The following is a 21,867-nucleotide window of genomic DNA, read 5'->3' as shown; positions in this document are numbered from 1 at the left end:
GCCCAAGAAAAAGGGCGCTATGAGCGCCCCTCTCCCCGTTCATCAATACGCCTGCACCAGGCTCAGCCGACCATCGTCACGGATTCCGTCGGCGCTTCCCAGGTCAGGTGGTGATCCTGAATCAGGGCCATGTTGTCGGCGGCGATGATTCTCGGTTTCGATTCGTATCCCAAGAGCTCGGACGGCGCGGAATCGGTGTTCCGGGCCAGCAGCAGGATTTCAGCGGACGTAAAATTGGACATGCCGCGGGCCAGCTCCTCGCCGTCCTCGTCATAGATGTGCAGCACATCGCCTTTACTGAATTCGCCCTGAACCGAAACGATATCGCAGCGACCAATGTCCGCACGGTCCTTACGCAGCTTTTCAGCCATGCCGGCATCGACCACCAGGCCACCCGCTTGCTGCAGCCGGTCTGTCAGCCAGATCGCCCAGGAGCTGTCCGGATCACCCAGCGCGACGCATTTGGTATGGCGGCGTTCATCTTTCAACAGCGCCGAGACCGGACGGTCGACCTCGCCCTGGCCAATGATGGTCTCAACACCGGCATTCTGGGCCATGTTCGCCGCACGCATCTTGGTCAGCATGCCGCCAGTGCCCAGAGCGCTGACCGAGCTGGTCACTTCAAGATACTCGGAGACATCCTCGACCACCGGCACGTGCTGGGCGCCCTCATCCTCAGGATTGCGATCATACAGACCGTCAACACTCGTCAGGATCACCAGCTTGTCAGCTTGAACCATCTGCGCGACCTTGGCGGCGAGGCGGTCATTATCTCCCACCTTCAGCTCGGCCGTGGTCACAGAGTCATTTTCATTGACGATCGGCATCACCCCGCGCTCGATCAGGCGCGTAATCGTGTTCTTGGTGTTCAGGAACCGACGTCGGTCCTCCAGGTCATCCAGCGTCACCAGCACCTGCGCAATATCAAAGCCGTATTCGAGCGCAATCTGCTTGTAAGCGTTCATCAGAAGCGGCTGGCCGCACGCAGCGGCGGCCTGCTTGTCCAGAAGCCCCGCATCCTCGGGCGCGACACCGATGGTGGACAATCCAATCGCCACAGCGCCCGACGAGGTCAGAACCACGTCAATGCCTTCGTCGCGCAGGCGGGCGACATCTTCCATCACCCCGTGCATGAAGGCGTAGCGCAGAGTGAGGTGCTCCTCATTGGCGAGGAGGGATGAACCAATTTTCACAACGACGCGTTGGCGATCTGACAAAACAATACTCTCCGGTGACGCGGCGCAGCATGCCGCAAACATGCGCGGAAGATACTTTTTGTTCGAAACAATTCAAGGGGCGCACCCCAATGTTTCTTCAGCACACAAAATCCCATCATAGCGTAGTTTACGAACGGTTGCAGCATCTGAACTCTGCACCGAGTTGAAAAATCTTACTTCGTCGTCTAAATGATGCAGCGGCGCGTCAGACTGGATTGATGCTCTTTGATTGTTAAGCGGTGACGGAGGTTTCGTGCGCTGGAATTTGATTATGGTTGGATGCGGAAACATGGGCGGCGCCCTGCTTTCGCGATGGATCAAACTTGGCGGCGTCGGTGTGACCGTGGTCGATCCGGGCGAACCCAAACTGCCTTTGGGCGTAAAATGGGTGAAGTCCGTTGACGATCTGGACGCCTCCGAACGCTTTGACGCCATGATCCTGGCCGTGAAACCCCAGCTGATCGATGTCGCTATTCCGCCCGCCGCCAATTTTGTCCGGGATGGCGGGTGTGTGATTTCCATCGCCGCCGGCGCGTCCGCCGCCAAAGTGTCAAAAGCCGCAGGCAATGTCAGCGCCTTGCGCCTCATGCCCAACATGCCCGCCCGCGTCGGGCGCGGCGTCAGCGGTCTTTATGCCGACGCTGCCGCCACCAAGGACCATCGCGAGCTTGGAACGCTGTTGGGAGAGGCTGTGGGCGAAGCGATCTGGCTTGAGGACGAAGACCAGATCGACCGTATCACCGCAGCCGCCGGCAGCGGGCCCGGCTATGTTTTCGAGTTTGCGCGCACGTATCAAAAGGCCGTCGAGGCCCAAGGCTTCGGCCCCAAGGATGCGCGACGCCTGGTGATTGAAACCATAGCGGGCTGCATGGCTTTGGCGCTTGAAGATGAAGCCGGATTTGAAAACCTGCGCAACTCGATCATGAGCAAGGGCGGCACCACCGCCGCCGGGGTCAACGCCCTCAATCATGACGGCGCGCTTGACGACCGCCTGAACGCCGCACTTGGCGCCGCCTATTCGCGCGCCGTCGAGCTGCGCGACTAAGACTTTCGCTCACCCACCCCGATAACGGACGCTATAAAGGAGCCAGCCACCGTATGACCGCTGTTCTCAGCCGGATGAACGCCATGCCAGACACTTCTGATGTCACCGCCTATGTGAATGAATTGGGTCGTCGCGCTGCGACCGCCGCCCGTTCGCTTGCGTCTGCCTCAACCGACCGCAAGAACAAGGCGCTGACCGCCGCCGCCCAAGCCCTGCGCGATAACCGCGACCGGCTTTTGGACGCGAACGCCAGGGATGTCGACAGCGTCAAGGCCGCGGGCAAACCCGCCGCCTTCATCGACCGGCTGATCCTGGACGAAGACCGGGTGAACGCGATTGCGGATGCGCTGGACCAGATCGCTGCGCTGCCTGACCCGGTGGGTCGGGTGCTGCATACCACTGAACGCCCGAACGGCCTGACCATTGAGCGCGTCGCCACGCCGCTTGGCGTGATCGGGATGATCTATGAAAGCCGTCCGAATGTGGGCGCGGACGCCGGCGCGCTATGCCTGAAATCCGGCAACGCCGTGATCCTGCGCGGCGGGTCTGAAAGCCTCAACTCCACCCGCGTGATCGTGGAGTGCCTGGCCGAAGGCCTGAAAACGGCGGAGTTGCCGCTCGACTGCATTCAGATGATCGACACCACCGACCGTAATGCGGTGCAGGCGCTTCTGACCTGCGCCGAGTATGTGGATCTGGTGATCCCGCGCGGCGGCAAAGGCCTCGTCTCCCTGGTGCGTGACCAGGCGCGCGTGCCGACGCTTTTGCATCTCGACGGCAATTGCCACACCTATGTGAACGCGGCGGCGGACCTCACCAAGGCGGCCGCAATTTTGAAAAATGCCAAGCTGCGCCGCACAGGCGTTTGCGGCGCGACGGAAAGCCTTGTCGTGGATCGCTCAATCGCCAAAGACTTCCTGCCCCTGGCGCTCGACGCGCTGGGCGAATGCGAAGTGCGGGGCGAAGCGGACGCCCGCGCGATCGAGGCACGCATCAAGCCGGCGACCGACGAGGATTTCTACACCGAGTATCTCGACACCACTTTGTCGGTGAAACTGGTCGACGGCCCGGACGAAGCCATCCCCTTCATCTCCGAGCATTCCTCAGCGCATACCGACGCCATCGTCACCGAGGACGCGGCGATCGCCGAGCGTTTCCTCAATGAAATCGATTCCGCGGTCGTCATGCACAACGCCTCCACACAATTCTCCGATGGCGGCGAGTTCGGCATGGGCGCGGAAATCGGCATCGCGACGGGTAAAATGCATGCGCGCGGTCCGGTGGGGCTGGAGCAACTGACCAGCTTCAAATACCGTGTCCGCGGCACTGGCCATACCCGGCCATAAGCCCAAAGACATAACTTAATCGAACCCTTTACGCGTTCATTCGGGGGCCATCATGCAAGTTGAAGCGCTTGTGTCGCTTGGGGCGTACTTCGTCCTGATGCTCGGCATCGGGCTATACGCCTACAAAAAATCCACTGATGACGTCTCCGGCTACATGCTGGGCGGTCGCAAACTTCACCCCGCCGTCGGGGCGCTTTCTGCCGGCGCATCCGACATGTCAGGCTGGATGCTGATGGGCCTTCCCGGCGCCGTGTATGTGTCGGGCCTTGGCGCGGCCTGGATCGCAGTGGGCCTCGTAATCGGCGCGTATTTCAACTATCTGCTGGTGGCGCCGCGCCTGCGCGTCTACACCGAGATCGCAGACGACGCGATCACGATCCCCGACTATTTCGAAAAACGCTTCAGCGACGACACCCGCATCTTGCGGATCCTGTCTTCGGTGGTGATCGTGATTTTCTTCACGCTTTACACCTCGTCTGGCGTTGTGGCGGGCGGCAAGCTGTTTGAAGCCAGCTTCGGCCTTGATTACCGTCTGGGCCTGTTCCTGACAGCGGGCGTGGTGATCGCCTACACCCTGTTTGGCGGCTTCCTGGCGGTCAGCCTGACAGACTTTGTACAGGGCGTGATCATGTTCGTGGCCCTGATCATGGTGCCTATCGTGGCCTTCATGCAGCTTGGGGGCCTCGGCGAAATCGCACAGACGACCCGCGCCGTGGCGGACACGCCCAATTATCTGTCCATGATCCCCGATCCGCTCACCTCCATGAGCATTATCGGGATCATTTCAGCGATGAGCTGGGGCTTGGGCTATTTCGGCCAGCCGCACATCATTGTGCGCTTCATGGCGATCCGCACACTCAGGGAGGTGGCGACCGCACGTCTGATCGGCATGACCTGGATGATCGTCACGGTCATCGGCGCAGTGCTGACCGGCATTTTCGGTCTCGCTTTCGTCACCCAGAACGGCGCGATGATCGAACAAAGCGGCATCGAGTTCACCGATTCCGAGACCATCTTCATCCTGATGAGCCAGATCCTGTTCCACCCGCTGGTGGGCGGCTTCTTGCTGGCGGCGATCCTGGCGGCGATCATGTCCACTATCTCCAGCCAGCTTCTGGTGTCCTCGAGCTCTTTGACCGAGGACTTCTACAAGACCTTTCTGCGCCGCGGCGCCAGCCAGAAAGAACTGGTGCTGATCGGGCGCTTGTCAGTGCTGGTGGTGTCTCTGGTGGCGATCATCCTCGCCTTTGACCGGTCCAGCTCGATCCTGGATCTGGTGTCCAACGCCTGGGCCGGTTTCGGCGCCGCCTTCGGCCCGCTCATCCTGTTCAGCCTGTATCGCAGGAATATGAGCCGGTCCGCCGCCATCGCCGGCATGGTGACGGGCGCAGTCGTGGTCCTGTTCTGGCTATATGCGCCGATCTCGATCAATGGCGGATCGCTGTCCGCCTTCATTTACGAGATGATTCCGGGCTTCCTGGCGTCGACCCTCGCCATCGTCATCACGGACGCGATCACCAAAGCCCCGCGCGGCAAGGTGAAGGACCAGTACGATGCGATGGAAGCGCACATCGAAGAACACAGCTGAGCCCGGCGCTCAGCCTGATCGGTACAACGCCGGCCTCCTCGAGGCCGGCGTTTTGCTGTCTGGCCTGTGTCGCAGTGGCAGTCGCAGCCGCCGCCGCGTCAGTCCGCCACATGGTGAGTCCGCCCGCTAGACGCCATATCTTTTATCAATTATCAAAATTGATAATAAGTGAGGACATCATGACAATCGGACGCGCAGTCACTTTGCTGGCAGGAACCCTGGTTTTGGTTTCTCTGCTTCTGTCACAGCTTCATAGCCCCTACTGGCTTTGGCTGACCGCCTTTGTGGGATTGAACCTGGTTCAGTCCAGTTTCACCGGCTTTTGTCCCGCCGCCATGATCTTCAAGGTCCTGGGGGTGAAGCCTGGCGGCGCCTTTTCCTAGAAGGTTCGCCCCAGTCGTCAGGCGAGAAACCCCGGCGTCCCCCACGCCGGGGTTTTTTGCGTTCCGATCTCAGGCTCAGGACCAAGTCCAGATCAGGCTTTGCTGTCACGCACCTTGGTGATGCCCAGAAGGTCCAGCATCATGCGCTCGTAAAAGGGCTCGCTGACGCCGCGGCGCATCTTGCCCATGAAATACCCCTCAAACGCCGCCTTCGCCATATGGACCCAGCCGCCCTCCACGGCCCAGTTCACATTGCGCGGCGGGATTTGAGGCATGGCCACAAACGCCACGCCGCCATCACCGAAGTCCGCGATGCAGACGGCGTTCCAGGTGGATTCATGCTTCATTTCCCGCCCTTCGATCAGGGCGCGAATATTCTTGGCGGCGGCGCGCACCATGGATTCGATCATGAAGCCCGTTTTAGGCACGCCCACGGGCACCGGATAGGACGCGACGGGCGGAATGGCGACACAGACGCCGACGGAAAAGATTTTCGGCCAGTTGGGATTTTGCTGATGGCGGTCCACCAGCACGAAGCCCTTTTCGTTGACCAGACCCTCAACGCCGAACACCGCGTCCACACCCTTGAAGGCGGGCAGCACCATGGAATGCTTGAAGGGCAATTCATGGGTTTCCACCACTTCGCCCTGGCGCCCCACCTCCTCCACATGCATCAGCCCTACTTCAACTTTCGTGATGCGGGCGGAGGTGATGAATTTGATCGAACGCTGGCGCAGCTCATGTTCGAGCAACCCTTTGGTGTCGCCCACGCCGTCCAGGCCCAGATGGCCGATATAAGGCTCTGACGTCACAAAGGTCATCGGCACCTGATCGCGGATCTTCTTGCGCCGCAGATCGGTTTCCAGCGTGAAAACGTGCTCATAGGCCGGACCGAAACAGGATGCGCCCTGCACGGCGCCGACAACCATAGGCCCCGGATCAGCAACCAGTCTCTCCCAATCCTCGCCCGCGAGCTCGGCATGGTTCACATGACAGACGGACTGGGTATGGCCGCCATGCGGTCCCAGCCCTTCAATGGCGTCAAAGTCGAGCTTGGGTCCCGTAGCGATGACCAGATAATCATAACTGATGGTCTCGCCATTGCTCAGCTCCACCTGGTCGCGATCGGGATGAACCTTGGTGGCGGCGGCATGGATGAACGCGATGCCGCGTTTTTTCAAAAGCGGCTCAAGCTCGATCTTGATCTGCTCGGCTTCGCGCCAGCCCACCGCCACCCAAGGATTGGACGGGGTGAAATGAAATGTCGGGGAATCGCTGATCACCGTAATTGTGTCAGTCTTGCGCATCTGCTCTCGCGCTTCGAACGCCATGGGCAATCCGCCCAGACCTGCGCCGAGAATGACGATATCAGCCATATCAAACCTCCCGCTGTCACCCTTTCACGCACAGCCGTGACGGGCGTTTTCTTCTCGCAAGAGTGTCGCGCCCCTGGCCCGGGCGTCCCATTAGGCAGATCGTCGCATATCAATTATCGAAAGTGTTAGGCGTTAACGCGTGTTAAAACGAACTGCCCACATGCAAGAACACGCCGCCCGCGCCTTCCTCCCCGATCGCCCCGCCCAGGATGACCGGGCCCAGCACGGTGTCCACACCCAGATAGAGCGCGCCGGAATAGGTGGCGCCCGCTTCGCCGGCGGCCAGAAAGTCCAGCTCCACATGCGCCGCTTCCAGCAACACGCCGGCATAGACGGGCACGTTGAAGACAGCGCCGGTGCGGTCCAGTCGTTGATACGCTTCTACAGACCCATAGACATAGGCGTTGGTCGGGATGGCGTTTTGCCCATAGGCGGAGATGGAGCGAAACCCGCCCAGAGAGATCAGGTCGATCGGATCATCATTTTCGTTTTCAACCATGCCGGAGTGGAATGAGGTGAGCAAAGTCGCCGCTCCGAGCTCAAACGCCTTCAGTCCGGACACGGAAAGCTGAACCGTGTTGGAGGCGTCATCGCCAACATTGAAAAGCTGATACGCTTCAACGCTGAGCGCCATACCGCGGCTGGGCCAGCTGAGCTGGTCAAGCGTATCCGCCCGGACCCCGCCGCCAAACCCGGCCAGCGTGTAGACCACGGGCTGAAGATCCGACACCAGCGTCACCTTGGCTTCGGTTCGCCCGCGACGCACTTCACCACCCACAAAGGCCACGCCCCAATCACCAAGCTCGCGGCCGACCCGCAATCGGGCTCCGGCTTTCTGGTCCCAGAACTCACCCAGACTTACATCCCCAATCCTCAGAGGCGTCTCCTCGCCCTCATAAAACAGGCTCGGTTCGTAGAAATATCGTCCGGCCTCGCCAAAAGGCTGCTGGAGCACCGCTTCCACCCCGTTCGTGGTGCCCAGCTCCACAGACAGGCTGAAATCTCCGCCGCGATGAGAGAACGGTCGACGGGAATACCGCGCCAGAACCGAAAAAGTGGACTCGCCCTCAAACGTATTGGACATGCGCACCCCGCCTTGAAGCTGGCTGCGCCCGATATCGCGCTCATCCACCATCAACACCAGCCCGTTCTCATCCCGCGCCAGATCCGCCTCTCCCAGAGAACCGAACGCGGTCAGCGCGTTCAGTCGTCGCGGCAACAGGTCTTCATCTCCTTGCAGCGCACGTTCAAGATTGGCGCGCGCGCTAAGCACCTCGTCGTCAATGGTGGTGTTATTGACCACCCGAATCTCCGCATCCGCGTACTGCGACATGTCCGGGCGCGGCGTGATCTGTCGCCGTGAAGGCGCTGCGATCTGTGCAATCTGGCGCAGCGCCTCCCGATGGTCCTGCGCCGCGCGGGCGCCCTGGGAGACGCCGTGGGCGGCTTGGTCAAACGCCGTGGTCGACAAGCCCTCCAAAGACGGAGTGATCAGGATATCGCGCGCCTTCAACCGGGCCACATCCGCTTGCCGATTGCGCCAGACCGTCACCCGGATCAATTGCTGCAAGGTCTCGGACATGGACGGCGCCTCGCCGGGCGCGGGCGGTTCAACGCTGGTGTCGATGGCGATGATGATGTCCGCGCCCATGTCGCGCGCCTGACGCACCGGCAATTGCGCCGCCATGCCGCCGTCCACATACAGGACGCCGTCGATCTCGCGCGGGGGAAACGCACCCGGCACCGCCATGCTGGCCAACATGGATTGGACCAGATCTCCTGATGACAAAGCCACGGCGTCACCGGTGGAAAAATCAGTCACCACAGCGCGATACGGCGTGTTGAGCGCGTCGAAATCCGCGTCCAGAGGCACATGAAAGGTCAGGCTGCGAAAATGCTGACGCAGGCCGCGCATGGAGCGCATGCCGCCGGGCAGTCTCGCCCCGTTTTCTCCCAAGCCGATCAAAGCGCCGGTCAGATATTCGGAGGCGCGTTCGGACTGAAGATAGGACTGGTCTTCGCGCGGGGGACGACCGCTGAACACCTCTGGCCAATCGGTATAGACAAAGATGTCTTCGAGCTCTTGGGCGGAATACCCGGCGGCGTACAAACCGCCCACCACCGCGCCCATGGACGTGCCGACGACGCAATGGATGGGAACGCCCATTTCCTCGATGACCTTCAGGGCGCCGATATGGGTGCTGGCCAGCGCTCCGCCGCCGCTCAGAACAAGCGCGACATCCGGGCCGTCCGCATCCTCATGATCGCAGGCGTGAGCGACAGGAGCCGCTGAAAACACGAGCGTTAGCGCGCTGATCGCTGCGCTCAATAGGGCGGTGGTGTTCATGGTGTGCGTCCCCTGTCAGCCTGCGTCCCGACAGGCAGAGGGGTTGTTATGCATGAATTCGGCGAAAACACGGCCTGCCGAAAAGAACGGAAATCACGCCAGCTCGCCGGCTTCCGCCTGACGCCGCCACATGGCGGCGTATCGCCCGTCCGCCGCCAGCAGTGCGGTGTGATCGCCCTGTTCGGTCACATGCCCGTCTTCCAGCACAATAATCTGATCGGCCTTGGCGATGGTGGACAAACGGTGGGCCACAGCGATCGTCGTGCGGCCGCGCGCCGCTTCGGCCAGGGCCGCCTGAACCTCGCTCTCGGTTTCTGAATCCAGCGCCGATGTGGCTTCATCCAGAATCAGGATGGGCGGGTTTTTCAAAATCGCACGGGCGACGCCCACACGCTGCTTCTCGCCGCCAGACAGCTTCAGACCGCGCTCGCCCACCCGCGTCTCGAGGCCCTTGGGCAAGGACAGCACAAAGTCTTTCAGACGCGCGCGCTCGACCGCATTCCAAAGCGCGTCTTCATCCGCCAACGGGTCGCCGTAGAGAATGTTCTCACGCAGGGTGTCGTTAAACAGGACCACATCCTGCGGCACCAGGCCCAGCGCCTTGCGCAGGCTGGACTGGCTCAGGCCGGCGATATCCTGACCATCAATCATCACCCGGCCTTCATCAGGATCGTAGAAGCGGAACAAGAGGCGCAACAGCGTGGACTTGCCCGCCCCTGACGGCCCCGCCAGTCCGACAAAACTGCCCGGCGCGATCTCAAAGCTAACGTCAGACACAGACCGGTCGCGTCCGTCGTGGGCGAAGCTGACCTGGTCAAAGCGCACCCCGCCGCCCTTCAACGCCAGCGCCGCGGCGCCGGGCTGATCCGCCACTTCGGGCTTGAGCCGCAAGGTCTGGAACAGGCGTTCAAGGTCCACGCTCGCCTGTTTGATCTCACGATAGGCCCAACCCAGAATGTTCAGCGGCTGATAGACATTCATCAGCATCAAGGTCAAAGCCGCCACATCGCCAGGCTCAAGCTCACCATTGAGCGCCATCCAGCCGCCCGTCAGGGCCACCACGAGCAAACCGCCATTCATGATGGCGGCCTGCGCCGCGTTCAAACCCGCGAGGCTCTGCTGGGATTTCGACGCTGCGTCGGCATAGCGCTTCTTGGCGTCGTCATAGCGGTCCGCCTCGCGCTGTTCAGCGGCGAAGGCCTTCACGGTTTCAAAATTCGTCAGCGTGTCCACGGCGCGGGCGTTCACCTCGGTGTCCGCCTCGTTCATCTGGCGACGCAATTTGACGCGCCATTCCGTCATCAGCCCGGTGGTCACGGCATAGGCGATTACCGCGATGACAATGATCACCGAGAAGACCCAGCCATACAGCACAGCCGCCACAATCGCGGCGAGCATGAGTTCGGCCATCGCCGGCAAAATGTTGAAGACCAAAAAGCGCAGCAGGAAATCCACGGCGTTGGCGCCGCGATCAATGATGCGGTTCATGGCGCCGGTGCGCTTGGTCTGGTGAAAGCTCAAGGACAGGGTCTGCACATGCGCAAAGCCCTGCACCGCAGTCAGACGCTGGGCGTCCTGGCTGACCGGAGCGAAGATCGCGTCACGCAATTGCGGGGTTCCGCTGGCGGCGAAACGTAAGAGGCCATAAGCAACAAACATCAAGGCCGCCGCGCCGAACAGACCCGTCGCCAGGGCGCCGTCTGCGGCGCCGCGGGTCAGCACGTTCACCCCCTCGCCAAACGCAATCGGAGACGCGACCGCGAATCCCTTGGCGATCAAGGTGATCAGAAAGGCGAACGCCATGCGCGGGCGCCAGCGCCGCATGTCGTCGGAGGCCAGAATGGTGAGAAGCCGTGAGATCGCCTCGCCCAGACGGCCTTCGGGTGCGGGGCCTTCTGTGGGATTGGCGGGGTCATGATGCTGCATGAAGCCCTATTTAGGGCGAAGCCCGGCCCGGCGCCATGCCGGACCGGCGCCTTATTCTCCCGGCTCTCCGGACGAGCCGTCCTGACCGTCCTCTTCAGGCGCCGAGAACACCTGGCCGGGATAGATCAGATTGGGGTCGCGGATCTGGTCGCGATTGGCTTCATAGATGACGGTGTATTGCAGGCCCTCGCCATAAAGCCGGCGTGCAATGCGCCACAATGAGTTGCCCGGTTGGACGATCACCCGGCCCGCTTGCTGTGCGGCGCGGGCCGCTTCAGGCGCAGCGCGTTCGAACGGCAGCACGATCACGGCGGTGACGCGGCCGTCTTCATCAAGTTGATCCACCTGCAGATCATAAACGCCCGGCTCAAAAGCGGTTCCGGCGCGGATCACCCAGCGCCCGGCGTCATCGGTCGTGACGCGCCCCACCTCTTCACCGTCCGCGAGCACCCGGACATCGGCGCCCGGCACAGCACGGCCAGAGAAAATCACGGCGCCGCTATCGTCATAATCCACGGTCGAGAGCGAAAGCGGCCCCACGGACACACCGTCAAACGGACCTTGCAAGACCCGGCTGGCTTCGCCCGGCCGGCCCAGAACCACAAGCGGAGTTTCATCGCGGCCCTCCGGCACGGAGACGACCACCACCTGATCAGAGCGAATTTCCTGACCCGCCGGCGTTTCCATTACAAGCGACAACTCAACCGAGCCGGCCGGCAAGGGACGATCCACGATCATCACCCATTCACCGGCGCTATCGATTTCAACGCGGGAGATTTCTTCCTCACCCACCATCAAGACCACGCTGGCGCCGGGGGCGCCGCGACCGGCGACCACGGCGGTGCCGCGTGGATCCACGCGCACGATGTCAAAGGTCGGCGGTATGAGCGCAGCCGTTTCCTGACTGGATTGCGCAAGCCTGTCTTCTTCTTGGGACACGGCCGGTGTTTCCGGCGCGCTGATGGCGCCGGGACCGGGTCGCATCACGATGAAAACCGCCGCCGCCGCAACCGCAACGATCAGCAAAGCTGTTGCAATCAGAAAGGACCGCGTTGCGGCCATGGGCGTACTCCTCGCCTACTGACGTCCGTCACTGTTATGCAAGCCTCGCGCCGGATGCGCCAACTTGGTAATGCTGAACGTCTCGTCTGAACGTTTCAATCCGCGTTAGCAGACAATGTGTAGTCTATGTGAGGCGAAAATGCGGAGCATCTGCGTATTTTGCGGATCCAATGACGGTGTGGATCCGCGGTTTTCAGATATGGCCGAAGCCACCGGTGTCGCCATTGCGCGCGCGGGCCTGCGGCTGGTTTATGGCGGCGCCGAAGCGGGGCTGATGGGGCGCATGGCGCGCGCCGCCCTGGCGGAAGGGGGCGAAGTCCTCGGCGTCATTCCTGAATTCCTGATCCCGACGGAAGGCCTTCAAGAGGGCGTGGAGCCTCGCATCACGGCGACTCTCGCGGCACGTAAAGCCATCATGATTGAAGAGGCCGACGCCTTTCTCGTCCTGCCAGGCGGCGCAGGCACGCTTGAGGAAATCTTCGACATGATCATGCTGCGCCAGTTGGGCAGGCACAACAAACCCGCCGCCTTTGTGGATGCAGCCTTCTGGGAACCGCTGGAAACCCTGCTGCTGCGTGTGGTGGATGCGGGCTTCGCTCAAGATGATGTGATCAGAACGATCAGCTTTCACCCCACGCCCGAAGCCGGGATCGAACGTCTGCGCGAGCTGTCTGCGCGGAACGCTAAAGCGCAGACAGCTTAGCTGACGCTCTGACACTACGCATCCTCCCACTGCGCTGAGCACACACTCTGCCTCTCGGCGTCGACGCCTGGATGAGCGTCGCAAGCATGTGCCGAAACGGGACAAGCTGTCTCGTCATCATGAAGGGACGGGAATGGTCGTCACCCGATTGGAGTTGAGAGCCCGTCTCTCAATCGGGGTCGCCATGAGGATCGAAGACATCCTCAATCCGGGCGTCGAAGGCTTCAGCAATCTTGAAGGCCAGAGACAGAGAGGGATCGTGCTTGGAGGTCTCCACCGCATTGATCGCCTGGCGTGACACGCCGACCCGATCCCCCAGCTCCGCCTGTGACCAGCGCCGTTCCGCGCGCAGCACTCGGATCCGGTTCTTCACTGGTAGCGCCTTTTCACAAAGACTTTCGCCACACCGGAGACGGCAATAAAGGCAGGCAGATAAAAGACTTCGTATATACCCGGCAGCTCCACCACGCCGCGCAACATGCCATAGGTGAAGCTCGCCACCGCCACGACAATCGCGCCAATCAAGCTCGACTCCAGAATGATCCGGGCCTGAACCTCATCCACCGCACGGACAAAAGCGATGATGGTCCATATGCAGGCGATTACGGGCAGAACCGGTAGAAGACTCAGGATGATACGAACTGGCTGAGCCAGATCGAAGGTGTTATCGAGCCAAACGGCGCCGAACAGCAGAACCATATAGGTGGTCATTACGATCAGCATGCGCCGCATATAGGTCTTGGCGGCCGGGGTCATGGCCATGATCAGTCTCCTTCCACCACGCGCTCGATCTCGGCCGAGAAGCGTTCAGGTTGGTCCAGCATGATAAAATGGCGTGAGTCGGCGACGCCGCGCGCCTCAAGTTCGACCCGGCCTTCATATTGGCTGACGAACATCTGACGAATCTGCTCGGGCGCCATTTCGGGAAACTCGGCATACAACAGGGTGACCGGCGCCTGGACAGCGGAGAGGCGTGGGGCGAAATCAGTCGCCATGATCTCCGCCGTCGCTGCGGCGACGGTGCGCTGATCGGCCTGTTCGATCCAGGCCATGACCTGGGCCTGACCGTCCTCAGTGATTGATTGCACACGGAGGCCCTGAGCCATCATCTGCAGATAGGCCTCGCGCGGCATGGCGCTCATCTGTTGGCGGATCGCGGCGGCTTGGGGCGCCATCATCTCTTCGGTCACGCCAGGTTGCATGAGACCCGAGAAGAAGGGCGCGGAATCCACGACCACCACATGAGCAACCCGGTCCGAGGTCGTTCCAGCAGTGAGCAGAGCCACCTGCGCTCCCATGGAATGACCCACCAGAATCACGTCTTCGAGGTTCTCAGCCTCCAGATAGGCCGCCACCTCGGACGCGGCGTCCTCGACCACAGTCTCAAGCGCTTCCGGAGCCTCGGTTCCGCCGCCGAACCCGTTCAGGGTCACGACATGATTGTCCCAGTCCGCCTGCTGCTCGACCAGCGGCGCATAGACAGCGCCCGGTGTCGCGAGGCCGGGAATATAGACCACGCTGGCGCCGAGATCCTCGCCAGACCGGCTGACCGTGATCCGGTCTGTTGAAGTCAGTTCCTGGGCGTCAGCGTCGAACACGCCAAAAGCGTCAAGGGACAGAAAAACGGCGAGCGCGCCAATAGAGGCGGCGGCGAAGCGGTAAGCAGTGACAGGTTTCATGTTCACACCATCATGTTTGGTTGACGATGTGTCATGATTACCTGACATGTCGCCAGCATGTCAAGACTGCCTGACACTTTTTCATGTTTGCATGTCTAAATGTCGGGTTCGCATCCTGTCAGCGCACAGAAAAAAGCCCTCCCGGCTGAGGCCGGAAGGGCTGAAACTGACAAAGACGGCCGGTCTAGCCGCGACCGCGATAGGACGGCACGCCCTGGTCTGGAATCCAAAGGCCTTTGGGCGCCTCGCCCCATTGGCCGAACACATCAATCGGAATGCCGCCCCGCGGATACCAATAGCCGCCGATACGCAGCCATTTGGGCTGGATCTCATCAACCAGACGCTGGCCGATCATCATGGTGCAGGCTTCGTGGAAGGCGCCATGATTGCGGAAGCTTTGCAGATAGAGCTTGAGCGATTTGCTCTCCACGATCCATTGCGCAGGCGCATAGTCGATCACGAGATGCGCAAAGTCAGGCTGGCCGGTCACCGGGCAGATCGAGGTGAATTCCGGACAGGCGAAACGGATCATGTAGTCGGCGTCCTGCGACGGGTTCTCCACCCGTTCAAGACGCGCGTCTTCGGGGCGGTCCGCCGCTCTCGCGTCGGCGCCCAGCATGTCCAGCTTGGAATAGCGTTCATCGGTCATGGGCGCGCATTTAGCGCTGATAAGCGGACACGGCAATGGGGCGCGCTATTGAACGCTCATGGCCCGGCGTGAAAAGACGGTGCGCATGGCGATGTTTGAGACCAGCCGTGCGACGCCCGGCAGGCCGGACAGGCGCTCACGGTGCACGCGTTCATAATCGCTGGCGTCACGGACTTGCAGCCGCAAGAAATAGTCTTCCGCCCCCGTGGTCAGATAACAATCACTGATATGCTCGATCCCGGCCACGGCGGTTTCAAACGCCTCCATGGTTTCACGCTTCTGGTTTTCGAGCGTCACGAGCACGATCACCGTCAGGCCCCGCCCCACCCGGTCGGCATTGAGCAAAGCCGCATAGCTTGCAATCACGCCCTCCGCCTCCAGCGCCTTGACCCGACGGTGACAGGCCGATGCCGACAGGCCCACGCGCTCTGCGAGATCAGCGTTGGTCAGCCGCCCATCGTGCTGAAGCGCACCCAGAATAGCGGCGTCAATGTCATCCAGCTTCATACCCCGCTCCCGATCTGTCGAAACTTCTCGCGCCGCCGCGCTGCACACTGGCGATGACGCAGCGCATCATGGCGCATTTTCGCTATATAACGCAAAATAATTCGAATATCATAAATTTACTTGCAGAATACTGCACACAATCCCTATTTTTCGCGCAAAATCACACCGCCAGATCTCGTTTCGAGAGCTGGCCAGCCGGGAGGCAGACTTATGCGCATTGGTGTTCCAACCGAGATCAAGAACCATGAATATCGGGTGGGCCTGACGCCGAACGGCGCCCGCGAACTGGTCTCGCACGGCCATGAGGTGTTCGTGCAGGACGGCGCCGGCAATGGCGCAGGCTTCTCCAACGAGGAGTATGTCGAGGCGGGCGCAGAAATACTGGCCGACGCCCCGGCGGTGTTTGAAGCTGGCGAGCTGATCGTGAAGGTGAAAGAGCCCCAGCCCTCTGAAACCGCGATGCTGACCGCGCGCCACACCCTGTTCACCTATCTGCACCTGGCGCCCGATCCCGTTCAGACCGAAGGCCTGCGCAAATCGGGCTGTATCGCCATCGCCTATGAAACCGTGACCGACATCAATGGCCGCTTGCCGCTGCTGCGCCCGATGTCGGAAGTGGCGGGCCGGATGAGCGTACATGTGGGCGCAAACGCCCTGCACAAAGCCGCCGGCGGCCGCGGCGTGTTGATGGGCGGCGTTCCGGGCGTCACCCCGGCGAAAGTCGTGATCCTGGGCGCCGGCGTGTCCGGCAGCCATGCCGCAGAGATGGCGCTGGGTCTGCGCGCGGACGTCACCGTGCTCGATCGCTCCCTGCCGAAGCTGGCGGAAACGGACCAGTTCTTTCGCGGTCAGGTGAAGACGCGCTATTCCACCCAAGGCGCCATCGCGGAGGAAATCGCCGAAGCCGATCTGGTGATCGGCGCCGTTCTGGTGCCGGGCGCCGCAGCGCCCAAGCTGGTGACCCGCGAAATGCTCTCCACCATGAAAGAGGGCGCGGTTCTTGTGGACATCGCCATTGATCAGGGCGGCTGCTTTGAAACCTCCAAAGCCACCACCCACCAGGACCCGACCTATATCGTGGACGGCATCGTGCATTACTGCGTGGCGAACATGCCCGGCGCCGTGGCGCGCACCTCCACCCTGGCGCTGACCAACGCCACCCTGCCCTTCACCATCGCCATCGCCGACAAGGGCGCGAAACAAGCGCTGAATGACGACATCCACCTGGCGCGCGGCCTGAACGTGGCGGACGGTGAAGTCACCTACAAGGACGCCGCCGAGGATCTGGGCGTGCCGTTCAACAAACCCGACTGGCTGACCGTGCTGTAACGCCTCTTACACCGCGACATGCAAAACCCCGGCTCAATCTGAGCCGGGGTTTTTTGTGCGCCAGCGTCAGGCTGTAGACTCAGCCCCCGCAGAGGCGCTGTTTCGCGGCTTCGTACTGGGCTTGCAGCTCGGACACATAGGCGCCCGTCCTCTGGACTTTCTTGACCGCGCCCACGCCCTGGCCCGAGCCCCAGATGTCTTTCCAGGCCTTGGCGTCGGTATTGCCGCCGGAGCCGAAATTCATCGCGGAAGGATCGCTTTCAGGCAGATTGTTCGGGTCCAGCCCCGCATCCTCGATCGACTTGCGCAGATAATTGCCGTGCACGCCGGTGAAGAGGTTGGAATAGATGATGTCTTCCGCCGTGCTGTCGACGATGGACTGCTTGTAGGCCTCGCTGGCGCGCGCCTCTTCGGTGGCGATGAAGGCCGAGCCGATATAGGCGTAATCCGCGCCCATGGCCTGAGAGGCCAGAACGCCGGCTCCGGTGGAGATGGAGCCCGACAGCGCAATGGGGCCGTCAAAGAATTCGCGGATCTCGCTGACCAGGCCAAAGGGCGACAGCGTGCCGGCATGGCCGCCCGCGCCGGCGCACACCGGGATCAGGCCGTCCGCGCCTTTTTCCAGCGCCTTGTGGGCGAATTTGGTGTTGATGATGTCGTGCATCGTCTCCCCGCCCCAGCCATGCACGGCCTGGTTCAGCTCTTCGCGCGCGCCCAGCGAGGTGATGACCAGCGGCACCTTGTATTTCTCACAGCTCGCCAGATCAGCCTCGAGCCGGTCATTGGAGCGGTGCACGATCTGGTTCACCGCGAACGGCGCCGCCGGGGCGTCCGGATTGGCTTTGTTATAGCTGGCGAGCTCGGAGGTGATCTCATCGAGCCATTCATCAAGCTGGCTTTGCGGGCGCGCATTGAGCGCCGGGAAGGAGCCGACAATGCCCGCCTTGCACTGGGCGATGACCATCTTGGGATTGGAGATGATGAAAAGCGGTGAGCCGATCACCGGCAGGCGCAGCTTGCCTTTCAGACATTTGAGTTCAGACACGCGAAGGACCCTCCCCGGAGGAAATAAGTGAACAATGTTTGCGCAAAGGCTAGCGCGGTTTTCGCACAAGAAAAGCGCTCAGAGCGGTTTAAGAAAATACACGGTGTCGATGCCCGCGCCACGATCATCCTTAAGGCGTAATCTTTCTTCAAAACCCAGCTTGGCGATCAGGGGAAGATGCGCGCCATTGGTGCTCCAGGTGCGGGTCGCCACACAGGGCGTATCCGACCAATGACGCGCGAGATCAAACAAGCGCTCATACAGTCTTCGCGCCAGCCCGCGGCCTTGCGCGAATTGCGCGACGATCAGGGTCGACAGATACGCGCTGGCGGTCATGTCCAGCGCGTCGAGCCGCTTGTCGCGCGCCACGCTCATCATGCCGAGCACTCGCCCCGCCGCGTCGCTGGCGGTGATCAAGGCGTGCGTCTGGATCGACGCCCAATACGCCGTCGGCGCGGCGTCCAGCACCGCGCCTTCGCCCACAGACAGACCTTGCTCGGGCGTGCGAGCGCGCAGCGGCGGCCAGAACGCGTCATCGGCTTCACAAATCAGGCCATAGACCTGATCCCGCACATCGCCCGGCGCCTGGGCCAGCGTGTCATGAACAGTCAAACTCACACTCATGCCGGGCCGGTCTCCACAGGCAGGTCGCGGGCGCCCCAGTCCGCCCAGCTGCCGTCATAAAGGCGCACATCGCGGAACCCGGCGCTGAGAAAGGCTGCGCTCAGGATAGCCGCCGTCACCCCTGATCCGCATGTGGTGATGATCCGGGTTTCGCGGCTGACCCGCGGCAAGGCCGCCTCCAGCGCATCTTCGGATTTCAGCTTGCCGTCAGCGGTCAGGAGCTTGGGGAACGGCAAATTTATGGAGCCTGGGATATGGCCTGATTTCAGCCCTTTGCGCGGTTCCGGCTCTGATCCTTCAAACCGGCCAGACGCGCGTGCGTCCACCACGAGCGCCGAGCCGGAGCGCGAGGCGAAGGAGACATCTTCCCAATTGACCGTATCATCCCAGATCATCCGCGGCGCGCGCTCGATGGCGGGCGGCCTGCGGAAAATCTCGCCCGTTTCAATCGCGCCGCCTGATTTGCGCCAGGCGTTCAGGCCGCCGTCCAGAATACGCACATCGCAGCCAAACCGGCGGAAGGTCCACCAGACACGCGCGGCGCCCACCAGCGCGGTCTGGTCATAAATGATGAATTTCTCGCCCCCGCTCAGCCCTTGCCAGCTGAGCCAGCGGGCGAAGGCCGCCGCGCCCGGCGCCATGTGCGGCAAGGGCGAGCTGACATCGCAGACGCCGTCGAGATCGAAGAACACCGCACGCGGCAGGCGGCGCTCTTCAAACACCTCTTCCCCGGTCATGCCCGCGCCGGGCAGGAACCAGCTGGCGTCCACAAACACCTGATCTGCTTCCGCCAGCGCTTGTATCGCGCTGATTGTCACCGTTTCCCGCATCAAGGCGATTCTCCAGAACTAATCGTATTCACCGTACCAGCTTGGCTTGTTCGGGGAAGCGGGCTGCGCCAGTCTCGAACAAACGACGCGAAAAATCGCGCGCTTACGGGAGGACACCATGACCCTAGCCACACCCCTGGCCGGGCTGACAATACTTGACCTGACAACGGTCGTCGCCGGCCCTATCGCAAGCCTGACCCTGGCCCAGCAAGGCGCCCATGTGATCAAGGTCGAGCCGCCCGGCGGCGATCTGGTCCGGCGCCTGGGCTATATCGCCAAGGACGGCTCCAGCTCGACGTTTCAAACACTCAATCGCGGCAAATCCCTGATCAGCCTCGATCTGACTGACGCAGACGCGCAGGCGGCGCTGCAATCCCTGATCGGTCAAGCGGATGTGGTGATGCACAATTACCGCCCGGCCGCGGCGCAAAAACTCAAGCTCGACGCCGGGACGCTGCGGCGCAGCCATCCCGATCTGATCGTGGCGGAGGTCACGGGCTTTGGCCCCTGGGATCCCTTAAGCGATGTGCGCGCCTATGATCCGGTGATCCAGGCGGAAAGCGGACTGGCCGCCCGCCCGGACAAGCCCGAGCCTGAGCTGTACCCGCAATATATCTGCGACAAGGTGGCGGGGCTCTATCTGTGCCAGGCGATCACCAGCGCGCTTGTGGGCCGTGAACGCGATGGCCAGGGGCGTCATGTGGCGGTGTCCATGCTGGAAGCCGCCCTCGCCTTTTCCTGGATGGATGTGCACATGCCGCTGACGCTGAAGGATCCGCTACAGCCCGGCCCCAACATCGCCAAGGTCTATCGTCCGTGGAAGGCGTCCGATGGCTGGTTCGTGGTTGTCATGCTGTCCGAAAAAGAGTTTGGCGCCTGGTGCGACGTCGTGGGCGCGCCCCAGCTGCTGGATGATCCACGCTGTGCGGACATGGCCAGCCGGTTCATGAACTGGGATTTTATCCGTGAAACCTGTGCGCCTTTGGCCGAAGACCAGCCCGTGGATGCGTTGCTGGAGCGTTTGCGTGCGGCGGGCGTGCCTGCGGGCAAGGTGAACACCTCTGACGATATCCTGACCCATCCCCAGCTTAAGGCCAGCGGCTTCCTCTATGAGGGGGAAGCGGAGGGTCCTGGCCCGGTGCGCCTGCCCGGCGCTGCGGCGCGCTTTGACGGCCAGCGTCCTGGTCAGGGCGCGACCTGTTCGGGGCAATTAGGAGCGGACACGCGCATGGTTCTTGAAAAAGCGGGTGTGGAGAACGCCCTGATCACACGCATTTGCGGAGACTGAGATGAGCGACTTTTCCACCTTGCTGTATGAGGTTGAAGACCGGGTCTGCACAATCACCCTGAACCGTCCTGATCGCCTGAACGCTATTAATGACGCCATGCCCGGCGATATCGCGGGCGCCATCAAAAAGGCCGAACGCGACCCGGCCGTCCACGTGATCGTGGTGCAGGGCGCAGGCAAAGGGTTCTGCGGCGGCTATGACCTGAAAGACTATGCCGAGCGCGACGGCGAATTGCCAGGCAGCCAGGACATGCCCTGGGACCCGATGATCGACTACGCCTTCATGCACCAGAACACGCTCGATTTCATGAGCCTGTGGCGCTGTCACAAGCCCACCATCGCGCGTGTACACGGCGCAGCGGCGGCAGGCGGATCGGATATCGCCCTGTGCTGTGACTTCGTGATCATGGCCGAGGACGCGCGGATCGGCTATCCGCCGGCCCGCGTCTGGGGCGTGCCCACGCCGTCCATGTGGGTCTATCGCCTTGGGCCGCAGCAGGCCAAGCGCATGATGATGACCGGCGAGCTGATCGACGGCAAAGAGGCTGAACGCATCGGACTGGCGCTGGAAGCGGTTCCAGAAGCTGAACTGGACGCCGCCGTCGCGCGTCTCGCCGGGCGGTTGCAAGGCGTGCCCAAGAACCAGCTGATGATGACCAAGATGGTGGTCAATCAGGCTTATGAGACCATGGGGCTGTCCAACACCCAGATGCTGGCGACCGTGTTTGACGGCATCTCGCGCCATTCGCCTGAAGGCTTGTGGTTTCGCCAGCGCGCCCAGGAGGTCGGCTTCAAGCAGGCCGTGGCCGAGCGCGACAGCGGCGCCCCCATCGCCGCCGAGGTCGAGAAGACGCCCTATGACCGCATGGAGTGACACAGCTGTACGCCATCATGGCGTTGCAAGACGGGGTGGGGACGGCTAA

Annotated in this window: 21 protein-coding genes; 8 read left to right on the top strand and 13 right to left on the bottom strand. The window is 61.9% G+C overall.

Going from position 1 to position 21,867, the window contains the following annotated elements:
* Positions 1–62: 62 nt before the first annotated feature.
* Positions 63–1,217 (bottom strand): glutamate 5-kinase, encoded by a 1,155-nt coding sequence (proB, locus tag ACP154_RS10205; RefSeq protein ID WP_421859506.1) that lies wholly within the window; start codon positions 1,215–1,217, stop codon positions 63–65.
* A 271-nt stretch (positions 1,218–1,488) separates the two neighbouring features.
* Between proB and ACP154_RS10200 the strand changes: the two genes are divergently transcribed.
* From ACP154_RS10200 to ACP154_RS10185, 4 genes are all read left to right on the top strand, one after another.
* Positions 1,489–2,262, top strand: a complete 774-nt coding sequence (locus ACP154_RS10200) for a pyrroline-5-carboxylate reductase family protein (protein ID WP_421861488.1) — start codon at positions 1,489–1,491, stop codon at positions 2,260–2,262.
* A 53-nt stretch (positions 2,263–2,315) separates the two neighbouring features.
* On the top strand, positions 2,316–3,608 hold the full coding sequence (locus ACP154_RS10195; RefSeq protein WP_421859509.1) for a glutamate-5-semialdehyde dehydrogenase: 1,293 nt from the start codon (positions 2,316–2,318) through the stop codon (positions 3,606–3,608).
* 52 nt (positions 3,609–3,660) lie between these two features.
* Positions 3,661–5,196 carry a sodium/proline symporter PutP gene (gene putP, locus ACP154_RS10190; RefSeq protein WP_421859512.1) on the top strand — a complete coding sequence of 512 codons (1,536 nt, stop codon included), beginning with the start codon at positions 3,661–3,663 and terminating at the stop codon, positions 5,194–5,196.
* Positions 5,197–5,375: 179 nt separating this feature from the next.
* A complete protein-coding gene (locus ACP154_RS10185) occupies positions 5,376–5,579 on the top strand; it encodes a YgaP family membrane protein (RefSeq protein ID WP_107712876.1) in 204 nt (67 codons plus the stop codon).
* A 92-nt stretch (positions 5,580–5,671) separates the two neighbouring features.
* On the opposite strand, the gene ACP154_RS10180 is transcribed toward ACP154_RS10185, so the two are convergent.
* From ACP154_RS10180 to ACP154_RS10165, 4 genes are all read right to left on the bottom strand, one after another.
* Positions 5,672–6,955: an NAD(P)/FAD-dependent oxidoreductase gene (locus tag ACP154_RS10180; RefSeq protein WP_421859514.1), complete on the bottom strand. Its 1,284-nt coding sequence runs from the start codon at positions 6,953–6,955 to the stop codon at positions 5,672–5,674.
* Between the two features lie 142 nt (positions 6,956–7,097).
* The gene (locus ACP154_RS10175; RefSeq protein WP_421859516.1) at positions 7,098–9,302 is read right to left on the bottom strand and encodes a patatin-like phospholipase family protein; all 2,205 of its coding nucleotides are present in this window, start codon (positions 9,300–9,302) and stop codon (positions 7,098–7,100) included.
* A 93-nt stretch (positions 9,303–9,395) separates the two neighbouring features.
* Positions 9,396–11,228: an ABCB family ABC transporter ATP-binding protein/permease gene (locus tag ACP154_RS10170; RefSeq protein ID WP_421859520.1), complete on the bottom strand. Its 1,833-nt coding sequence runs from the start codon at positions 11,226–11,228 to the stop codon at positions 9,396–9,398.
* Between the two features lie 51 nt (positions 11,229–11,279).
* A complete protein-coding gene (locus ACP154_RS10165) occupies positions 11,280–12,290 on the bottom strand; it encodes a LysM peptidoglycan-binding domain-containing protein (RefSeq protein ID WP_107712872.1) in 1,011 nt (336 codons plus the stop codon).
* A gap of 139 nt (positions 12,291–12,429) precedes the next feature.
* Between ACP154_RS10165 and ACP154_RS10160 the strand changes: the two genes are divergently transcribed.
* Positions 12,430–12,993, top strand: coding sequence for a TIGR00730 family Rossman fold protein (locus ACP154_RS10160; RefSeq protein WP_421859523.1), 564 nt, complete (start codon positions 12,430–12,432; stop codon positions 12,991–12,993).
* Positions 12,994–13,162: 169 nt separating this feature from the next.
* Here the strand turns inward: ACP154_RS10160 and ACP154_RS10155 are convergent, their stop codons facing one another.
* The 5 genes from ACP154_RS10155 to ACP154_RS10135 form a co-directional block, all read right to left on the bottom strand.
* Positions 13,163–13,366 carry a helix-turn-helix transcriptional regulator gene (locus ACP154_RS10155; protein ID WP_421859526.1) on the bottom strand — a complete coding sequence of 68 codons (204 nt, stop codon included), beginning with the start codon at positions 13,364–13,366 and terminating at the stop codon, positions 13,163–13,165.
* Positions 13,363–13,755 (bottom strand): hypothetical protein, encoded by a 393-nt coding sequence (locus tag ACP154_RS10150; RefSeq protein WP_421859529.1) that lies wholly within the window; start codon positions 13,753–13,755, stop codon positions 13,363–13,365. The genes ACP154_RS10155 and ACP154_RS10150 overlap by 4 nt, the downstream gene beginning before the upstream one ends.
* Before the next feature lie 2 nt (positions 13,756–13,757).
* Positions 13,758–14,672 carry an alpha/beta fold hydrolase gene (locus tag ACP154_RS10145; protein WP_421859532.1) on the bottom strand — a complete coding sequence of 305 codons (915 nt, stop codon included), beginning with the start codon at positions 14,670–14,672 and terminating at the stop codon, positions 13,758–13,760.
* A gap of 184 nt (positions 14,673–14,856) precedes the next feature.
* Positions 14,857–15,321 carry a preQ(1) synthase gene (queF, locus tag ACP154_RS10140; RefSeq protein ID WP_022699862.1) on the bottom strand — a complete coding sequence of 155 codons (465 nt, stop codon included), beginning with the start codon at positions 15,319–15,321 and terminating at the stop codon, positions 14,857–14,859.
* Positions 15,322–15,366: 45 nt separating this feature from the next.
* Positions 15,367–15,828, bottom strand: coding sequence for an Lrp/AsnC family transcriptional regulator (locus ACP154_RS10135; RefSeq protein WP_421859534.1), 462 nt, complete (start codon positions 15,826–15,828; stop codon positions 15,367–15,369).
* A gap of 210 nt (positions 15,829–16,038) precedes the next feature.
* Between ACP154_RS10135 and ald the strand changes: the two genes are divergently transcribed.
* Positions 16,039–17,157 carry an alanine dehydrogenase gene (gene ald / locus ACP154_RS10130; protein ID WP_133722938.1) on the top strand — a complete coding sequence of 373 codons (1,119 nt, stop codon included), beginning with the start codon at positions 16,039–16,041 and terminating at the stop codon, positions 17,155–17,157.
* A gap of 79 nt (positions 17,158–17,236) precedes the next feature.
* On the opposite strand, the gene ACP154_RS10125 is transcribed toward ald, so the two are convergent.
* The 3 genes from ACP154_RS10125 to ACP154_RS10115 form a co-directional block, all read right to left on the bottom strand.
* The gene (locus ACP154_RS10125) at positions 17,237–18,202 is read right to left on the bottom strand and encodes an NAD(P)H-dependent flavin oxidoreductase (protein WP_421859536.1); all 966 of its coding nucleotides are present in this window, start codon (positions 18,200–18,202) and stop codon (positions 17,237–17,239) included.
* 78 nt (positions 18,203–18,280) lie between these two features.
* Positions 18,281–18,826 carry a GNAT family N-acetyltransferase gene (locus tag ACP154_RS10120; protein WP_421859538.1) on the bottom strand — a complete coding sequence of 182 codons (546 nt, stop codon included), beginning with the start codon at positions 18,824–18,826 and terminating at the stop codon, positions 18,281–18,283.
* Complete coding sequence (locus ACP154_RS10115) at positions 18,823–19,656, bottom strand: sulfurtransferase (protein WP_421861491.1); 834 nt, start codon at positions 19,654–19,656, stop codon at positions 18,823–18,825. The genes ACP154_RS10120 and ACP154_RS10115 overlap by 4 nt, the downstream gene beginning before the upstream one ends.
* A gap of 118 nt (positions 19,657–19,774) precedes the next feature.
* Between ACP154_RS10115 and ACP154_RS10110 the strand changes: the two genes are divergently transcribed.
* Positions 19,775–20,944, top strand: a complete 1,170-nt coding sequence (locus ACP154_RS10110) for a CaiB/BaiF CoA transferase family protein (protein WP_421859539.1) — start codon at positions 19,775–19,777, stop codon at positions 20,942–20,944.
* A gap of 1 nt (position 20,945) precedes the next feature.
* Positions 20,946–21,818, top strand: a complete 873-nt coding sequence (locus tag ACP154_RS10105; protein WP_421859540.1) for a crotonase/enoyl-CoA hydratase family protein — start codon at positions 20,946–20,948, stop codon at positions 21,816–21,818.
* The last annotated feature ends 49 nt before the right edge of the window (positions 21,819–21,867 follow it).

This window comes from Oceanicaulis sp., from assembly GCF_965249665.1.
Lineage (GTDB): Bacteria > Pseudomonadota > Alphaproteobacteria > Caulobacterales > Maricaulaceae > Oceanicaulis.
This window is presented reverse-complemented; position numbering and strand designations above follow the sequence as displayed.